General features: G+C 44.1%; 14 protein-coding genes. 9 read left to right on the top strand and 5 right to left on the bottom strand.

The features are described 5' to 3' along the window. Window positions 1–153: 153 nt before the first annotated feature. From WHS63_RS08040 to WHS63_RS08025, 4 genes are all read left to right on the top strand, one after another. On the top strand, window positions 154–615 hold the full coding sequence (locus tag WHS63_RS08040; RefSeq protein WP_445204659.1) for an NADH-quinone oxidoreductase subunit NuoE family protein: 462 nt from the start codon (window positions 154–156) through the stop codon (window positions 613–615). Window positions 616–626: 11 nt separating this feature from the next. Beyond that, window positions 627–1,880: a complex I 51 kDa subunit family protein gene (locus tag WHS63_RS08035; protein ID WP_445204658.1), complete on the top strand. Its 1,254-nt coding sequence runs from the start codon at window positions 627–629 to the stop codon at window positions 1,878–1,880. Between the two features lie 2 nt (window positions 1,881–1,882). Next, the gene (gene fdhF / locus WHS63_RS08030) at window positions 1,883–4,606 is read left to right on the top strand and encodes a formate dehydrogenase subunit alpha (RefSeq protein ID WP_445204657.1); all 2,724 of its coding nucleotides are present in this window, start codon (window positions 1,883–1,885) and stop codon (window positions 4,604–4,606) included. 131 nt (window positions 4,607–4,737) lie between these two features. Beyond that, complete coding sequence (locus WHS63_RS08025; protein WP_445204656.1) at window positions 4,738–5,775, top strand: hypothetical protein; 1,038 nt, start codon at window positions 4,738–4,740, stop codon at window positions 5,773–5,775. Window positions 5,776–6,045: 270 nt separating this feature from the next. On the opposite strand, the gene WHS63_RS08020 is transcribed toward WHS63_RS08025, so the two are convergent. Genes WHS63_RS08020 through WHS63_RS08010 form a run of 3 tightly spaced genes read right to left on the bottom strand, consistent with a single transcriptional unit; the run spans window position 6,046 to window position 8,704 of the window. After that, window positions 6,046–6,954, bottom strand: coding sequence for a DUF5683 domain-containing protein (locus WHS63_RS08020; RefSeq protein WP_445204655.1), 909 nt, complete (start codon window positions 6,952–6,954; stop codon window positions 6,046–6,048). An 18-nt stretch (window positions 6,955–6,972) separates the two neighbouring features. Further along, the gene (locus WHS63_RS08015) at window positions 6,973–7,884 is read right to left on the bottom strand and encodes a ParB/RepB/Spo0J family partition protein (protein WP_445204654.1); all 912 of its coding nucleotides are present in this window, start codon (window positions 7,882–7,884) and stop codon (window positions 6,973–6,975) included. A 19-nt stretch (window positions 7,885–7,903) separates the two neighbouring features. Next, window positions 7,904–8,704, bottom strand: a complete 801-nt coding sequence (locus WHS63_RS08010; RefSeq protein WP_445204653.1) for a ParA family protein — start codon at window positions 8,702–8,704, stop codon at window positions 7,904–7,906. A 263-nt stretch (window positions 8,705–8,967) separates the two neighbouring features. Here WHS63_RS08010 and WHS63_RS08005 point away from each other — a divergent pair, with 263 nt between their 5' ends. The 5 genes from WHS63_RS08005 to WHS63_RS07985 all read left to right on the top strand — a co-directional run bounded on the left by WHS63_RS08005 (window position 8,968) and on the right by WHS63_RS07985 (window position 14,287). Next, complete coding sequence (locus tag WHS63_RS08005; protein ID WP_445204652.1) at window positions 8,968–9,936, top strand: diacylglycerol/lipid kinase family protein; 969 nt, start codon at window positions 8,968–8,970, stop codon at window positions 9,934–9,936. Window positions 9,937–10,003: 67 nt separating this feature from the next. After that, window positions 10,004–11,038 carry a type IX secretion system protein PorQ gene (gene porQ / locus WHS63_RS08000; protein ID WP_445204651.1) on the top strand — a complete coding sequence of 345 codons (1,035 nt, stop codon included), beginning with the start codon at window positions 10,004–10,006 and terminating at the stop codon, window positions 11,036–11,038. A 62-nt stretch (window positions 11,039–11,100) separates the two neighbouring features. Beyond that, entirely contained in the window at window positions 11,101–11,790 is a 690-nt protein-coding gene (cmk, locus tag WHS63_RS07995) for a (d)CMP kinase (protein ID WP_445204650.1), read from the top strand. Between the two features lie 45 nt (window positions 11,791–11,835). Next, window positions 11,836–12,723: a 4-hydroxy-3-methylbut-2-enyl diphosphate reductase gene (locus WHS63_RS07990; RefSeq protein WP_445204649.1), complete on the top strand. Its 888-nt coding sequence runs from the start codon at window positions 11,836–11,838 to the stop codon at window positions 12,721–12,723. A gap of 295 nt (window positions 12,724–13,018) precedes the next feature. Then, entirely contained in the window at window positions 13,019–14,287 is a 1,269-nt protein-coding gene (locus WHS63_RS07985) for a nucleoside permease (RefSeq protein WP_445204648.1), read from the top strand. 67 nt (window positions 14,288–14,354) lie between these two features. On the opposite strand, the gene WHS63_RS07980 is transcribed toward WHS63_RS07985, so the two are convergent. Continuing rightward, entirely contained in the window at window positions 14,355–14,963 is a 609-nt protein-coding gene (locus tag WHS63_RS07980; RefSeq protein ID WP_445204647.1) for a bifunctional nuclease domain-containing protein, read from the bottom strand. Window positions 14,964–15,263: 300 nt separating this feature from the next. After that, window positions 15,264–15,608: hypothetical protein (locus WHS63_RS07975; protein WP_445204646.1), on the bottom strand; the 345-nt coding region annotated here is incomplete at its 5' end.

Here is a 15,608-nt window from a genome sequence, read left to right as displayed (position 1 = left end):
GCCAATTCATTCAAAAACACGAGATTGTTAAATTGATTCCCCAATTTTTTTTCATCCCTTCATTCACTTCCCGCCAAGTAGTCTAATTCTAAATTACACCTTGCTGTTGCTTGTAGTTTCTTTTTGGCTTAACTTAAGGCAAAAATCTTGAGTATGGAGGTTGAAAAGATACTCAGCAAATATCCAAGACGAAAGGATTACCTACTGGAAATCCTGCACGATATCCAGAACCATAGCACCAAAAATTTCATTCCTGAGGAGGCTGTTCAAAGGGTTGCAGAGCATTTAAATATCAAAAAGGCACAGGTTTATGGGGTTATTGGGTACTACTCCATGTTAAGCATTAAACCGCGCGGAAGGTATGTTATTCGTGTATGTGCCTCGCCAATCTGCAACATGATGGGTAGCTGTAGCCTTTTGGATTACCTTAAACAAAAACTTGGTGTTGAGCTGGGCGAAACCTCCGCCGATGGACTTTTTACCCTTGAAACATCGGAGTGCTTAGGCAACTGCGCTGCGGCACCGGCCATGATGGTAAATCAGGAAATGTACGGTAATCTTACGCCGGGAATGATCGATAGCCTGCTGGAACACTACTCCCGGCAAACCAAATAAAACCGAATGTTATGCTCAAGGAATACCGAATAGCCTTACGGAATTCGGGGCTTATTAACCCTGAAAGTATCGATGAGTTCATTGCAGCCGATGGCTACCAGGCTTTGCGTAAGGCCCTGAAAAGTGAACCCCTTGGAATTTATGAGGAGATATACGATTCCGGATTGCGTGGCCGTGGAGGTGCGGGTTTCCCTACCGGGGCAAAGGAAAAAGCTGCTGCTGTTATCTGCTCCGATTGCGAAAAGTATGTGATTTGCAACGCCGATGAGGGCGAGCCAGGCACCTTTAAGGATAGGATTATCATGGAAACCGACCCGCATACGCTTATCGAAGGGTTGGTTATTGCTGCTTACAGCATTGGCGCGCACAGGGGATTCGTATATATCAGGGGTGAGTACGAGCTAAGTATCCAAAGGGTTCAGAATGCTATTGAGCAGGCCTATGGCCGTGGGTTTCTGGGTAAGAATATTTTGGGCAGCGGATTCGATTTCGACCTGGAGGTTCGGCGTGGTGCAGGCTCCTACCTGTGCGGTGAGGAGTTAACCCTGATTGAGTCAGTTGAGGGGAAAAGGGGGTACCCGCGTATTAAACCCCCTTACCCTGCCGAGAAAGGGCTTTGGGGTGCTCCTACCCTAATCAACAACGTTGAAACACTTGCAAACTTCCCGGCAATTATTCTGAATGGGGCAAAGTGGTACCGCTCCATTGGAACCGAAAATTCGCCCGGCACAAAAATTTTTACCATTAGCGGCGATGTTAGCAAGCCCGGATTCTATGAGTTTCCAATGGGAATCACTTTAAGGGAGTTAATTTACGATGTGGCAGGTGGCATTAGGAATGGAAAACCTTTTGGGGCTGCGCTAATAGGCGGCGCAGCTGGCACGTTTGCCTCGGTGCAACACTTAGATGTGCCCATGGGCTACGATAAGCTTCGCGAGGTTGGACTAACCCTTGGCTCGGGTGCTGTAATAGTTATGGATGGCACTCGCAACCTAAACCAAACCATGCTATCAATACTTAAATTCTTTAAACACGAGAGCTGCGGCAAGTGTATTCCATGTAGGGTGGGAACGGCTCAACTCTACAATACGCTTAAAGAGAGTTTGGCGCAGCAAAGCTTCAACAACAACCAAGTTTATCCTGAACTTATAAGGCAAGCCGAGTTGATTGCCCGCACATCGCTTTGTCCGCTTGGCCAATCACCAATACTACCCCTAAAAAGTTTATGGGAACACATACTGGTAAAACAAACTGCAAATAAGTAGCTATGGCTAAAGTAAAGATACATATTGATGGTAAGGAGGTGCTGGCAACCGAGGGTGCCAACTTGTTACACCAAGCACGGCTTAACGGTTTCAACATACCCGGCCTATGCTATCACCATAAATTAACACCAACTGGGGCCTGCCGTTTATGTCTGGTTAAGGTTGAGGGGCACCGGGGCATGGTTGCATCGTGCACCCTTACCGTAAAGGAAGGAATGAATATTGTTGCCTTTGACCAGGAACTGGAGGAAACCCGTCGTTTCCTTCTCGACTATTTGGTAAGCGAGCAAAACACCCAATACGATGGCACCTATACCGATGAGCTCAGGGAGCTAATGCTAAGGTATGGGCTCGATAAGCCAGAAAACCGATTCTTTAAACCGGTTAAGCCTCATGTTGAGTTTAGGGTTGATAGTACTTCGCCAGTGCTTACCTATGACCCTTCAAAGTGCATAAAGTGCTTTAGGTGCATAAAGGCTTGCGACGAGGTGCAGGGGAAAAATGTACTGTCGTTCTATGAGCGGGGGTTGAATTCCTTTATAGTTGCAGGTACCGGAGTTTGGGGCGATAGCGAGTGCGATGGCTGTGGTGAGTGTATCCAGCTTTGCCCTACCGGAGCTATAGTGGAAAAACCCAACAGGGAAACCATAAATTTGGAAAAGGTTGAGAAAAGGGTTCGAACCACTTGTCCATATTGCGGTGTTGGATGCCAAATTGAGCTGCTGGTGCAGGATGGCAAGATAGTTCGCAGCAATGGTGTAGAGGGAGTTCTACCAAACGATGGGCGGCTTTGCGTAAAGGGCCGATTTGGGTATGAGTTTGTTCACAGTCCCGAACGACTCACAAAACCCCTTATCCGCAAAAACGGTGAGCTGGTTGAGGCAACCTGGGACGAAGCTCTAACCCTGATTGCCTCAAAGTTTAGTGAGCTAAAGGAAAAGTATGGCCCCGATTCGCTGGCAGGCTATGCATCGGCCAAGTGCACCAATGAGGATAACTATATCTTCCAAAAGTTTATTAGAACGGTATTTGGAACCAACAACATCGATTACTGTACCAGGCTTTGCCACGCTTCAACAGTAACGGCAATGCTAAAGTCCATTGGCGATGGCGCTGGTAGCAATTCCATTGAAGATTTTGAAACCACCGATTGCCTGATTGTAACCGGCAACAATATCATTGAAACCCATCCCATTACTGCAACCTATGTTAAACGAGGAGCAGCAAAAGGGATGAAAATTATTGTGATTGACCCTAAATGGACGCCCTTGGTTTCCTATGCCACAATCTGGCTACAACCCCGTTTGGGAACCGACGTGGCTCTGCTCAACGGAATGGTCAGGGAGATTATTGCTAACAACTGGGTTGACCACAGCTTTATTGAGAGCAGGGTGGAAGGGGGGATGCAAGCCTTCCTTGAGCTAAAGGAGCTGGTTGAAAAGTATACCCCGGAAGTCACGGAAAAAATTACGGGCGTTCCAGCTCAAAAAATCAAAGATGCTGCCCGAATATACGCAACTGCCAAAACCGCAATGGTTGCTACGGGAATGGGCATGAGCCAGCAGGTTACAGGCACTCATAACGTGTTTAGCTTGCTTAACATGATACTCGTAACCGGGAAGATTGGGAAGGAGCGATGTGGGATTGACCCACCCCGTGGGCAAAATAATGTTCAGGGCGCTACCGATGTGGGATGTCATCCTGCAATGTATCCTGGGTATATTCCGGTTTCGGATGATGAAAATAGACGTAAGGTGGCTCAGGTTTGGGGTGTGCCATTCGAAAGGCTTTCCGATAAACCAGGCCTTACAACCGTTGAAATCATGCAGGCCGCCTACCATGGCAAGATAAAAGGGCTTTACATTATGGGCGAAAACCCCATGATTAGCGATCCCAACCTTAACCATACCGAGGAGGCACTTCAAAAGCTCGATTTTTTGGTAGTACAGGACATTTTCCATACTGAGACTACCCGTTTTGCACATGTTGTACTGCCCGCTTCATCGTGGGCGGAAAAGAACGGAACATTTGTTAACAGCGATAGACGTGTGTTGCGGGTTCGCAAAGCGGTCGATTGCCCGGGCGAAGCCCGAGAGGATTGGCGTATTATCCACGAACTGGCTGCCCGCATGGGTAAGCCCATGCCTAACTACCGCAACGAGGCCGAGATATTCGACGAGCTGGCAAAGGTAACCCCTATTATGGCTGGTATATCGCATGCAAGGCTCGAGGAGCATGGAATTCAGTGGCCATGTCCAACACCCGAACATCCGGGGACTTCAACGCTCTATACCGAAAAGTTTAACACCCCTACCGGTAAGGCAAAACTTTTCCCAGTTGAGCATGTTGACCAAACCGAAAGGGCTACCCCCGAGTACCCGTTTATTCTCAATTCGGGCAGAATACTTTACCACTACCATACCGGAACCATGAGCCGCAGGAACAAGGCACTTACCAATTTTACCAACCAACCCTATGTGATAATACATCCAAACGATGCATCGAAACTTGGCGTAAAGCATGGAGAAAGGGTAAGAATAACCTCGTCGCGTGGAACCCTAGTAACCCAAGTACATATAGCCGATGAGGTGCTTGAGGGAGAACTTTTTATGCCCTGGCATTACACGGAGGCTCAGGTCAACCGTTTAACCCGCGATGAGCTTGACCCATACAGCCGGATAGCTCCGTTTAAGATTTCGGCAGTTAAGGTTGAGGTGTTGAGCTAAGTAAAAACTCCAACGGGATACCAAAACGCTTACTCCATGCCTTTTCGCTATGGAAATTTTTTTAATCAATAAGTACTATTAAAATGAAAATTTATTAAATTTGAATTAATGTTAAATTAAATCTTAGCATTATGAGAACAAATAGAATAACATTATTGGTATTGCTTGCATTAGGCATTTTTGCCTTTTATGCGTGCGAAAAAAACGATGATGATTTTTTGAGTAAAGATGAAGCAGAACAACTTATAAAGTTAGAAGACAAGGAGTACGGTAGAAATGCTGATAGAATGAAATTTTCAGACTCTTATTCTGATACTTTAGATTTACTTCGGGTGTCAGATTATTTTTTTAATGAATTAACAAGTAATCAGTATGATGATTCTTATATAGAATTTTCAGTTTCAGAGGTTGATTTTTCTTATGAATTAAAAAATGTAAATCAATTTAATAATATTACAGGAACATGGACACCCTCATCCTCCTGGTATGGTTTTACGCGTACATCTACTACACCATCCGATAAAGTAATAATTATTTATCCTTCTGATTATGGTAATGTAAAGGCTACCTTTTATGATTATAATAATCAAAATAACACTATAAGCGTTAAAGTAAAAATTGAAAAAAATAATGCTGTTATTTGTAATTTAACATGCTCTAGAACCGAAAACACACAGGAGGATAGTAGAAAAACAAATGCCACTATAACCTTTGGTTCATATTCAATTGAATATGAAGAATCTGATTATGATTACAGCAATGAAGATAAAGATAAAGATATTGAGAAAATAATAATTAAGAAAGACAATAAAGTGTTTTTTAGTAAAACATATAATATACAGTGGGAATATTTGGGAGGTGTTGATTATTACAACATCGTATCAAAGTGGACATTTGGTAACCTTGAATTAAATTTGAATGTTGATACAAATAGTAATCAAATAGACAATTCCGATAGAAATACTTTCATCAACTTTTCAGCGTCAACAAAAGGTAAAAAGGTTGGTGATTTTGTATATGAAAAGGATGAACTTTGGAAAGTATTATTTAAATTCACTAATGGTGAAAAGGTTGAGGTTGAAGGATTAATGCCTCAAATTTATGAGTGTCTCAAACACAACCCGTACTCAGATATATATTGGGATATATATGATGGAGGTTATAAGTAGTTTATCATTTATATATTTTATTCTATTCCCAAAGTTACTTGAAATATGCTAAGAGCGAAGCCTTATGGTTTCGCTCTTTTTGAACAATAGGCTTAACAAACTTTTTCTGGCTCGCATAGTGGTTGATTCCCCAAAAGATAATCTTTAGAGAAAATTGAGCCCAAGAACAAACAATTATCGTTACTGCTTATCAAAACAACTTAGATTTTCATTATAAATGCTACATTTGGGGGCTTTAATTTAAGGGGAATTATAAAAAAAATGAAGTTCTTAGAAAGTAACCCTGCACGAAACCCCAAAGGCGGGTGTGCTGTATGTTAAATTCTGGGATGGGTTAAAAACGGTTGGCTCAACCCGGAACGTTAAGTTGTCGTCCACGTTCCAGTCGTATAGGTACCCGTCAACGTTGGCATCAATGATGTTCAGTACATACACCACAGCAAAACCCAGGGCCGACAGGTCGCGATTGCGGCGGTAGCTGTCCATGTAGTACCTTAACTCTTCCTTAGTCCGGGTTCCGTTGAACTCATCCTTTGTGTCGGGGTCGTCATCTATCAGGTTGAATAGGGCGGTTTTGAAGCGCTTGTAACCGCGGTTATTCCAGTCAATCATGAAGTAGAAGGTGGATAACCCACCATAAATAACCGGTATTTTCCAGTATGCGCCATTGTATGCCTGCCCCATACCGGGCACCAATGTTGATAGGATTGATGCGGTAGCAGGTGAGTGTTTGCCACGGTTGTATACCAGCACTGCATCGGAAACACTGGCCAGGTAAAAGGCAGTGGCTGCGGCGTAGTATAAATTCCTCTTCTGTCGGTACTCCGTGGCATTGATGTTGAATGCTTCGCGATTTGGGTCATCGGCGGGCAGTGCCAGGTATTCCTTTCGCCATTTCTTATAGTCAGAGTTCATTTGGTAACCCTGGTAAGCCATGGCGCCCATGCCGGCGTAAAAAATTGGAATTTTCCAGTATTGCTTATTGTATGCTTGGCCGTAACCAGGCAGTACATGCGATCCTAGCCAGATTCGGGTGGTTAAATCGCGCTTTTTTAGCGTTTTGGTATCGCTTGTTTGCGAGTAAGCCCTTGGTGCGATAAGTAAAAGAAATAAAATTGCAAAGGCCGACAGGCGTTTATCGACTTGTCGGCCATTTAGTAAAAAGCAAGTGCCATGCATGGATTCCAACACTAGTATCTACTCCTCAATCTTGATAAACTTTTCAAGAATGGCTTCCAGTTCAGCCTGGTTATTGTAAGCAATAACAATTTTGCCATCGCCCTTGGGACCGGGCTTAACATCGGCGCGGAGTCCCAAGCGGTTGGTAAGATGATCCTTCAGGACTATTTCCTGTTCACCAAGGTTAACCTTTTCCTTTCCATCCTTAGTTTTAGCAGGACTTACGGGAGTTGGATCGTTAGCCATGCGGGCTAGCTCTTCAACCCTACGAACCGATAGCCCTTCGGCAATGGTTTGGTGGTAAATATCGAGCTGTACCTTAGGATCTTCAATGGTAATAAGTGCGCGAGCATGCCCCATGCTAATTAGGTCCTGGCTTATGCCAAGTTGAATTTCGGCTGGAAGTTTAAGCAGGCGCAAGTAGTTGGATATGGTAGCCCTTTTCTTGCCAACCCTCTCGGATAGGGTCTCCTGGGTAAGGTTACACTCCTCAATCAGGCGCTGGTAGCTAATGGCTACCTCAATGGCGTTAAGGTCCTCACGCTGGATGTTTTCAACCAGGGCCATTTCAAGCATACCCTGGTCGTCGGCAGTGCGAATGAATACTGGGATTGTTTTTAGCCCGGCAAGTTTTGCTGCCCTTAGGCGGCGCTCACCCGAAATAAGCTGAAAGCGACCATCAACCGCACGAACTGTGAGGGGTTGTATAACACCAAGTTTGGATATTGATTCCGCTAGCTCCTTTAGCGCTTCCTCATCGAACTGGGTACGGGGTTGGTAGGGGTTAACGTCGATTTTTTCAATTTCAATCTCGTTAACCAGCTCGCTCACAACCTGTTTTTCGGTTTTAATATCCTGGTTGCGTGTTGGGTCAACCGCATCGTCAATTAGAGCACCTAACCCTTTGCCTAAAGCCATCTTTTTTGACATGGTAAATATTTCCTCCTTCTTATTCCTCTATCTTGCTACTATTGTCAATGCTGGTCATGTTGTTTTTCTGCAGCAGCTCGCGAGCCAGGTTCATGTAGTTTAACGATCCGGTAGATGCGGCATCGTACAGAATTACTGGTTTGCCGTAACTGGGTGCTTCGCTCAGCTTAATGTTGCGCTGGATGATAGTCTCGAACACCATTTGCTGGAAGTGCTTGCGTACCTCATCTACTACTTGGTTCGAAAGGCGAAGCCTAGGATCGTACATGGTTAGCAGGAATCCTTCAATTTGCAGTTCGGTGTTTAAACGGGTTTGAATGATTTTTACGGTATTAAGTAGCTTGCCCAACCCCTCGAGTGCAAAGTACTCGCACTGTACAGGAATAATTACCGAATCGGCAGCAGAGAGTGCGTTAACAGTAATTAAACCCAATGAGGGCGAGCAGTCAATGAAAACAAAGTCGTAATCATCCTTAACCTTTTCAATTACCCCTTTAAGTATCTTTTCCCTATTGGGCATGTTGAGCATTTCAATTTCGGCACCAACCAGGTCGATGTGCGAGGGGATAAGGTCTAACCCCTTAATTTCAGAGTTGAGAACGATATCCTTAGGGTTGATATCATCTATAAGGCACTCGTAGATACTGGTTTTTACGTTGCGCAAATCAAAACCGGTACCCGATGTGGCGTTGGCCTGAGGGTCGGCATCAATCAGGAGTACCTTTTTCTCAAGAACCGCCAAACTGGCTGCAAGGTTAATAGCTGTGGTGGTTTTACCTACACCACCTTTCTGGTTAGCTAATGCAATTACTTTTGCCATTACTATGTTTTTTACAAGGGTCAAAAATAAGTTTCCTTTCTTTTTCATTCCACACCCCCATGGATGTGAATATGAACATTTGCCCCGATGTTATTAACAAGTTATTAACAATCGGTTTGTGCAAACGGTAACTGCAAAAATAGAAATTCTTTTATCAAACAAAAACCATTTTCCGGATAAGTGAATGAATTTTAACAGAATGGTTATATTTGCATCGGATTCGATGACTAAATTTCTATACGTTGGAAACAAGTTGGTTTGTAGTGGTAAACCCGCGGGCTGGAGGGGGTAAATCGGTTGTCGACTGGCCTATCATTAGTCGTTTGCTCAACAAGTACGATATTCGCTATTCCCATGCCTTTACGGAGTATAAGTACCATGCTGTTGAGCTCACCGTGAAGGCAATAGTAAAGGGTTACCGAAATATTATTGCAGTTGGTGGTGATGGCACCCTGAACGAGGTGGTTAACGGGATTTTTATTCAAAAGACGGTAAGCCCCAGCGAAATTACTGTTGGAGTAATAGGTGTTGGTACCGGAAACGATTGGTTTCGGATGTATGAGATTCCACACAACTACGAGGAATGCGTTAGGGCAATCAAGAATAAAAGGGTATTCAAGCAGGATGTAGGTGTGGCCGAGTACTACGAATCGAGCGTTAGGCATACCCGTTACTTCATTAACGCCGCCGGCGTTGGTTTCGATGCCGAGGTAGCTCGCCGGACTAACCGTTTAAAGGATTTGGGAAAACGTGGCGCGTTGCTATACATTCTTAGCCTTATTAAGGCGCTTATCCGGTACCGCTCAACCCGAATAAATGTAAAGGTTGATGGTAAGCACTTTCAGGACAAAGTTTTCAGCCTCACCATTGGAATTTGCCGCTTTAACGGCGCAGGTATGATGCAGGTTCCTTTTGCCCTTTCGGACGATGGGCTGTTTGATGTTACCATTATTAAAAAGATAAGCAAGCTTAATGTGGTGGCCAACCTGCCAAGGCTTTACAACGGAACCATCCTAAAGCATTCACGTGTTTTAGGCGTGAGGGGGAAAAGCATTGAAATAATGAGTATCCCAGCCGTTGGTCTTGAGGTTGATGGCGAATCGCTTGGCGAAACTCCTCTTAAATTCTCAATTATGCAGCAAGCGCTCTCCGTAATAGTTGGTGAGCAGTTTAACCAGTCCAAGCTAACCGCTAAGAAACAGCCCCAGCTACTTGAACCGGCAGCCAGGTAGGCAATATTTGGCATATACTATCCGTTTAAAATGATATTTATTTAGATTTAAGCCCATAAAAACCACCATGCGGGTTGCACCAACAATCATTCTTTATTTCATTATGGCCATTTCAGTTAATGGTCAGAATGGGGGCTTATCTACCTATCAGTTTCTGAATCTGCCTTACTCTTCGCGCGTTGCTGCATTTGGTGGTAAGATGGCAGCATCGGATTTGGCCGATATCTCCCTGACTAACCAAAACCCGGCTATGCTCGATTCATCACTGCATAATGCCGTTAGCTTGTTCTACACAAGCTACTACGCCGGCATTAATTTTGCAGCGGTGTCGTACGCCCAGCGATTGAACTCCAGAAGTACGCTTGGCTTTTCAGTTTTCGGAATTAACTATGGCCGTTTCGACCAAGCTGATGAATCGGGAGTAATATCGGGCACCTTTAGTGGCAACGATTTTGCTTTGGCGGTAACCTACAGCTACCGAATCGATTCCTGTTTTAATGTAGGGGTAAGCGTTAAACCCATCTACTCGCACCTGGAGCGTTACTACTCCCTGGGGATTTCTACCGATTTTGGCGTACATTACCTTTCGGGCAATAAACTCTTTGCTGTGGGTATTGCGCTTAGGAATGTTGGTGTGATGGTAAAACCTTACACTGCCAGAACTTACGAGAACTTACCTTTTGAGGCGGTTGTCGGTTTCAGTAAGAAGCTGGCGCACGCACCTTTCAGGTTTGTTGTAACCATGCAGCACCTGGAACGTTACGATTTGTATTACAGTTCCCCCATTAACAACACCGAAATTCTTGGCGAAGATGACAAACCGTCGCCCAATATGGTTGAGCGGGTAGGTCGTGAGCTGATTAGCCATTTAATTGCCGGGGTTGAGTTTGTACCCGTGAAAGGCTTTGCCTTACGTCTGGGGTATAACTACCAGCGTCGGAATGAGCTTAAGGTGCAGGAGCGAGTTTCAACCGTTGGGTTTAGCTGGGGAGTAAGCCTTAGAATAAAGAAGTTTGATGTTAGCTACAGTAGGGCAACATACCATTTAACCGGCTCTACCAACCATTTTTCAATAACCACCAATCTTCAAAACTGGCTTTAGAGGCCACCCATCAAGTGGAGTTTTTATTACCTTAGCGGGTTCAAAAAATGATCTTACAACCAATGGATAAAAAAATAGTTATTGCTATTGATGGATTCTCATCGTGTGGGAAAAGCACATTTGCTAAGGCCATTGCAAAACGATTAGGTTACCTTTACATTGATAGCGGAGCAATGTATAGAGTGGTTACGCTGGAACTGCTCCGCCGTGGGCTTATTAACGATGGAGTGGTGGATACATCAATGCTTCAAAGTATTTTAAAGGAGATAAACATTGGCTTCTCATACGATCCTGTTAAAATGGCTTACCTTACAACCCTGAATGGCGAGGTGGTTGAGGACGAAATTCGGAGTCCGCAGGTTGCTAACCATGTGAGCCTTGTTGCCGCTATACCGGCTGTGCGAACCCGCTTAGTGGAGCTGCAAAGGGAACTTGGTAAAATGAAAGGAATTGTAATGGATGGCCGCGATATTGGTACAGTGGTATTCCCCGATGCAGAGCTGAAAATATTCATGACTGCCGACCCTATTGTTCGTGCCCGGCGCAGGTTAAAGGAGTTGCAGGAAAAGGGTTTGAATGTTACCTTAGACGAGGTGCTTAAAAATATTGAGGAGCGCGATTACATTGACCAGAACCGCGATGTGGCTCCACTTCGTAAAGCCGATGATGCCGTAGTTCTCGATAATACTAACATGACAGTTGAGGAGCAAATGGAGTGGGTGGAGGAAATGGTTAAGCGCCTTACCGTTTAAACCAAATTATAGCTTATCTGTTTAGCAGTATAATACTGAATTTGAATGAGAATTGAGATTGATCCTAATGCCGGTTTCTGTTTTGGTGTAGTAAATGCAATCAAAACAGCCGAAGAGAATCTGAGCAAAGGAATTGAAATCAACTGTCTGGGCGAGATAGTCCATAACGAGATGGAGAATAATCGCCTTAAAGGGATAGGCATGAAAACCGTAAAGCACGACCAGCTGCCCGAGCTGGCAGGGAGGAGTGTACTAATCCGTGCTCACGGTGAACCACCATCAACCTATGAGTTGGCAAGAAAGTACAACATCAACCTGGTTGATGCTACCTGTCCGGTGGTTCTCAAGCTACAGGAACGTGTCCGCAAGGCCTGGGAGCGCCTTCAACCGCTTGGCGGAACTGTAATTATTTTTGGTAAAAAGGGGCACGCCGAGGTTATCGGCCTATGCGGACAAACTAACAACCAGGCTGTAGTGGTTCAGGATTTGAACGATCTTGACGGGATCGATTTCAGTAAACCTATCGAAATTTTCTCGCAAACCACAAAGGAACCCGAGCACTATAGGGAGATTGTTGAGGAGATAAAGCGCCGGGTAGCTATATACAACACACAGCCCGAAACCCTGCTTAAGGTTAACAATACCATTTGCGGACAGGTGTCGAACCGGAAGCCTCACATTAAGGCTTTTGCACAAAAACACGATGTGATGATTTTTGTTAGTGGCACCAACAGCTCAAACGGGAAGATGCTTTTTGAGGCCTGCCTGGAAGCAAACCCCAATAGCCATTTGATTGTAAATTCGGCTGAATTAAAGCCTGAGTGGTTAAGTGGTTGCCAGAGTGTAGGTATTAGCGGGGCAACCTCAACTCCACTTTGGCTCATGCAGGAGGTGGCAAGTGCCATTGAGGCAATTGTTAAGGGGAAAGGATAAAGGTTAAAGGATGTGTCTAGTCCTGAAATAAGTCACCGGGTTAATGAGTAGGTTTAGGGCACGCCAATAAAACATCATTAGGGTTTATAGGGTAGAACAATAAAGGGCTTCTGCAGAACTTCTATGTTTTGGTTTCAACAAGTCAATATTTCCCTAATTTCTGTAAAATGGTAGAAAATATGCTTTGAAAAGTTCAAATGTTTAGGTTAAGTATCTAAAAAATTGTTGACTATATAGTATAACCAAAAAAACGATACTATTTTTACCGACCAAATCAACAACTAAATTGAACATTATGAATTTGAAACTACGACTTACCCTAATGAATTTCCTTCAGTTTTTCATTTGGGGTTCATGGTTACTTACCATAGGGGCTTACTGGTTTCAAACCAAGCAGTGGAGCGGAACAGAATTTGGCGCCATTTTCTCCACAATGGGACTGGCATCGCTGTTCATGCCTGCCATAGCAGGTATCATTGCCGACCGTTGGATAAATGCCGAAAGGCTTTACGGAATTTTCCACATACTTGGTGGAGTAATGCTATTTATAGTCCCAATGGTCAATAACCCCACAACAATGTTTTGGGTTATGCTGGTTAACATGATGTTTTACATGCCAACCATTGCTCTTTCCATCACTGTTGCCTACTCCTCAATGAAAAGCAAGGGAATGGATATCATAAAAGAGTATCCGCCCATAAGGGTATGGGGAACAATTGGTTTTATTGTGGCATTATGGTTTATCAGCTTAATGGGCTTTGAAACTTCATCAACCCAGTTTTACGTTGCTTCCATGGCATCGTTCATTTTAGGCCTATACGCCTTTACCTTACCTCAATGCCCGCCCTTGGCTCGTGGTCATAAGAAGTCGTTGGTCGATGAGCTTGGACTAAATGCGTTTAAGCTTTTCAAAAGCACCAAGATGGCCATTTTCTTTATTTTTGCCATGTTGCTTGGTGCATCGCTGCAGCTGACAAACGCCTATGGCGACACCTTCCTTCACGATTTTGCCAAACTACCCCAGTTTGCTGATCTGGTTGCCGTAAAATACCCTGCCATTATCATGTCCATTTCACAGATCTCCGAAACACTGTTTATTCTTACCATTCCCTTCTTCCTTAAGCGTTTTGGGATTAAAAATGTGATGCTGATGAGCATGGTAGCATGGGTGCTGCGTTTTGGCCTTTTTGCAGTTGGCGATCCAGGCCCGGGTCTTTGGATGATTATCCTTTCATGTATAATCTACGGTATGGCTTTCGATTTCTTCAACATATCAGGATCGTTGTTTGTTGAAACCCAAAGTGAGCCATCCATAAGGGCAAGTGCGCAAGGTTTGTTTATGATGATGACAAACGGTTTTGGTGCTTTTCTGGGAAGTAGCATTAGCGGTATCATAATCGACAAGTTCTTCACCATACCTAATGCGCCTGAAGGTGCAATACAGTTCAACTGGACAGGCATTTGGATAACCTTTGCAGCCTACTCGCTAGTGGTTGCCGTTCTATTCGCTTTCCTATTCAAGCATAAGCATAACCCTGCCGATGTGGCTAACGTTCAGCACTAAAAGGTAGGTGTGTTAAAATATAAAAGGCCATGGGAAAAACTCATGGCCTTTGTTTTTGAATGATTTATTACTTTTTCTTTTCTCTACGTTTTATCTCGTCGCGAATTTTGGTTGCTTTTTCGTACTCCTCGTTTTCAACAGCCTCACCAAGTAAGCGGTTGAGCTCATCGAGCGATAACCTGCGGATTTGATCAGTAAAGCTATCGGTTGGTTCTGGTGTTTCAGTTTCGCTCTCATCTTGAGGTTCTTCGGAATTATACTCCTCTACATCGAGGGTGATGCCTGCCTTTTCAATTATCTCCTCAGTGGTATAAATGGGGCAGTTGAACCTAAGGGCAAGGGCAACGGCATCGGAAGTGCGTGAGTCAATAAAGAGTTCCTTTTTGCTATCCTCACAATGCAGTTTTGAAAAGAAAACGCCATCTTCCAGCTTATAGATGTGAACGTCAATAAGATCGATACCAAAGGCACGGGCAAAGTTGAGGAATAGGTCGTGGGTTAGCGGGCGGGGCGGGGTTAGTCCTTCGAGCTGAATGGCTATGGCTTGGGCCTCGTACCCCCCTATGATTATGGGAATTCGTCGGTTCCCATTCTCCTCGCTCAGAACCAGAGCGTATGCTCCTGATTGGGTTTGACTATACGATATCCCTAATACGGTTAACTTAATTTTACTCATTTGAACAAATGTTCAGTGTGTAGAAACAGATTTGCAAATTAAAACAAATATACCATTTATTCACAAACCCAAATAATTTTTTGAGTTGATAATTCAATGTTGATTAGTTAACAAAAACAAGCATTTCTTTTGTCATCCTGATCGAAGCGAAGGAACTCATTGTTAGCGTACCGTGTTCAATGAGCAGTGTACAGCGGGGGGGATGTTTAAGGATAAAGGATAAAGGTTAAAAATTTAAAATTTCAGATTTCAGATTTCAGATTTCAGATTCATGATTGAAGGTGGTTGTATTGACCCCCTTTAAACTGGACTAATTTCCAAAGGGTTTAGAACTGAAGAATCAAAAATACTATTTTTGTTTGCCCAAATCAAGTCTTCAGGGGAGGAGCCAATCCCTGTAGGGGGGAAAGGCTTCTCTCTGAAGAAAAAAATTTCTTTATTTCTTTTATCTCTCCTGACGCCCACGATTCCGGCCTCCCAGAGCCTTAGGAACTTTCTGGGAGGGTAGCTAAGGAGCGATTTCATAGCCCTTGTCTCGTTGTAAGCGTAGTAGAACGCCCTGAAGATCTCCCTGGCGTGATCTATATCGCGAAATACGTTCCTGTTGCACACCAGCCTGGTAACCGTGCTGTGAAAGGACTCAAT

The organism is Tenuifilum sp. (assembly GCF_037481895.1).
GTDB classification, from domain to species: domain Bacteria; phylum Bacteroidota; class Bacteroidia; order Bacteroidales; family Tenuifilaceae; genus Tenuifilum; species Tenuifilum osseticum.
This window is presented reverse-complemented; position numbering and strand designations above follow the sequence as displayed.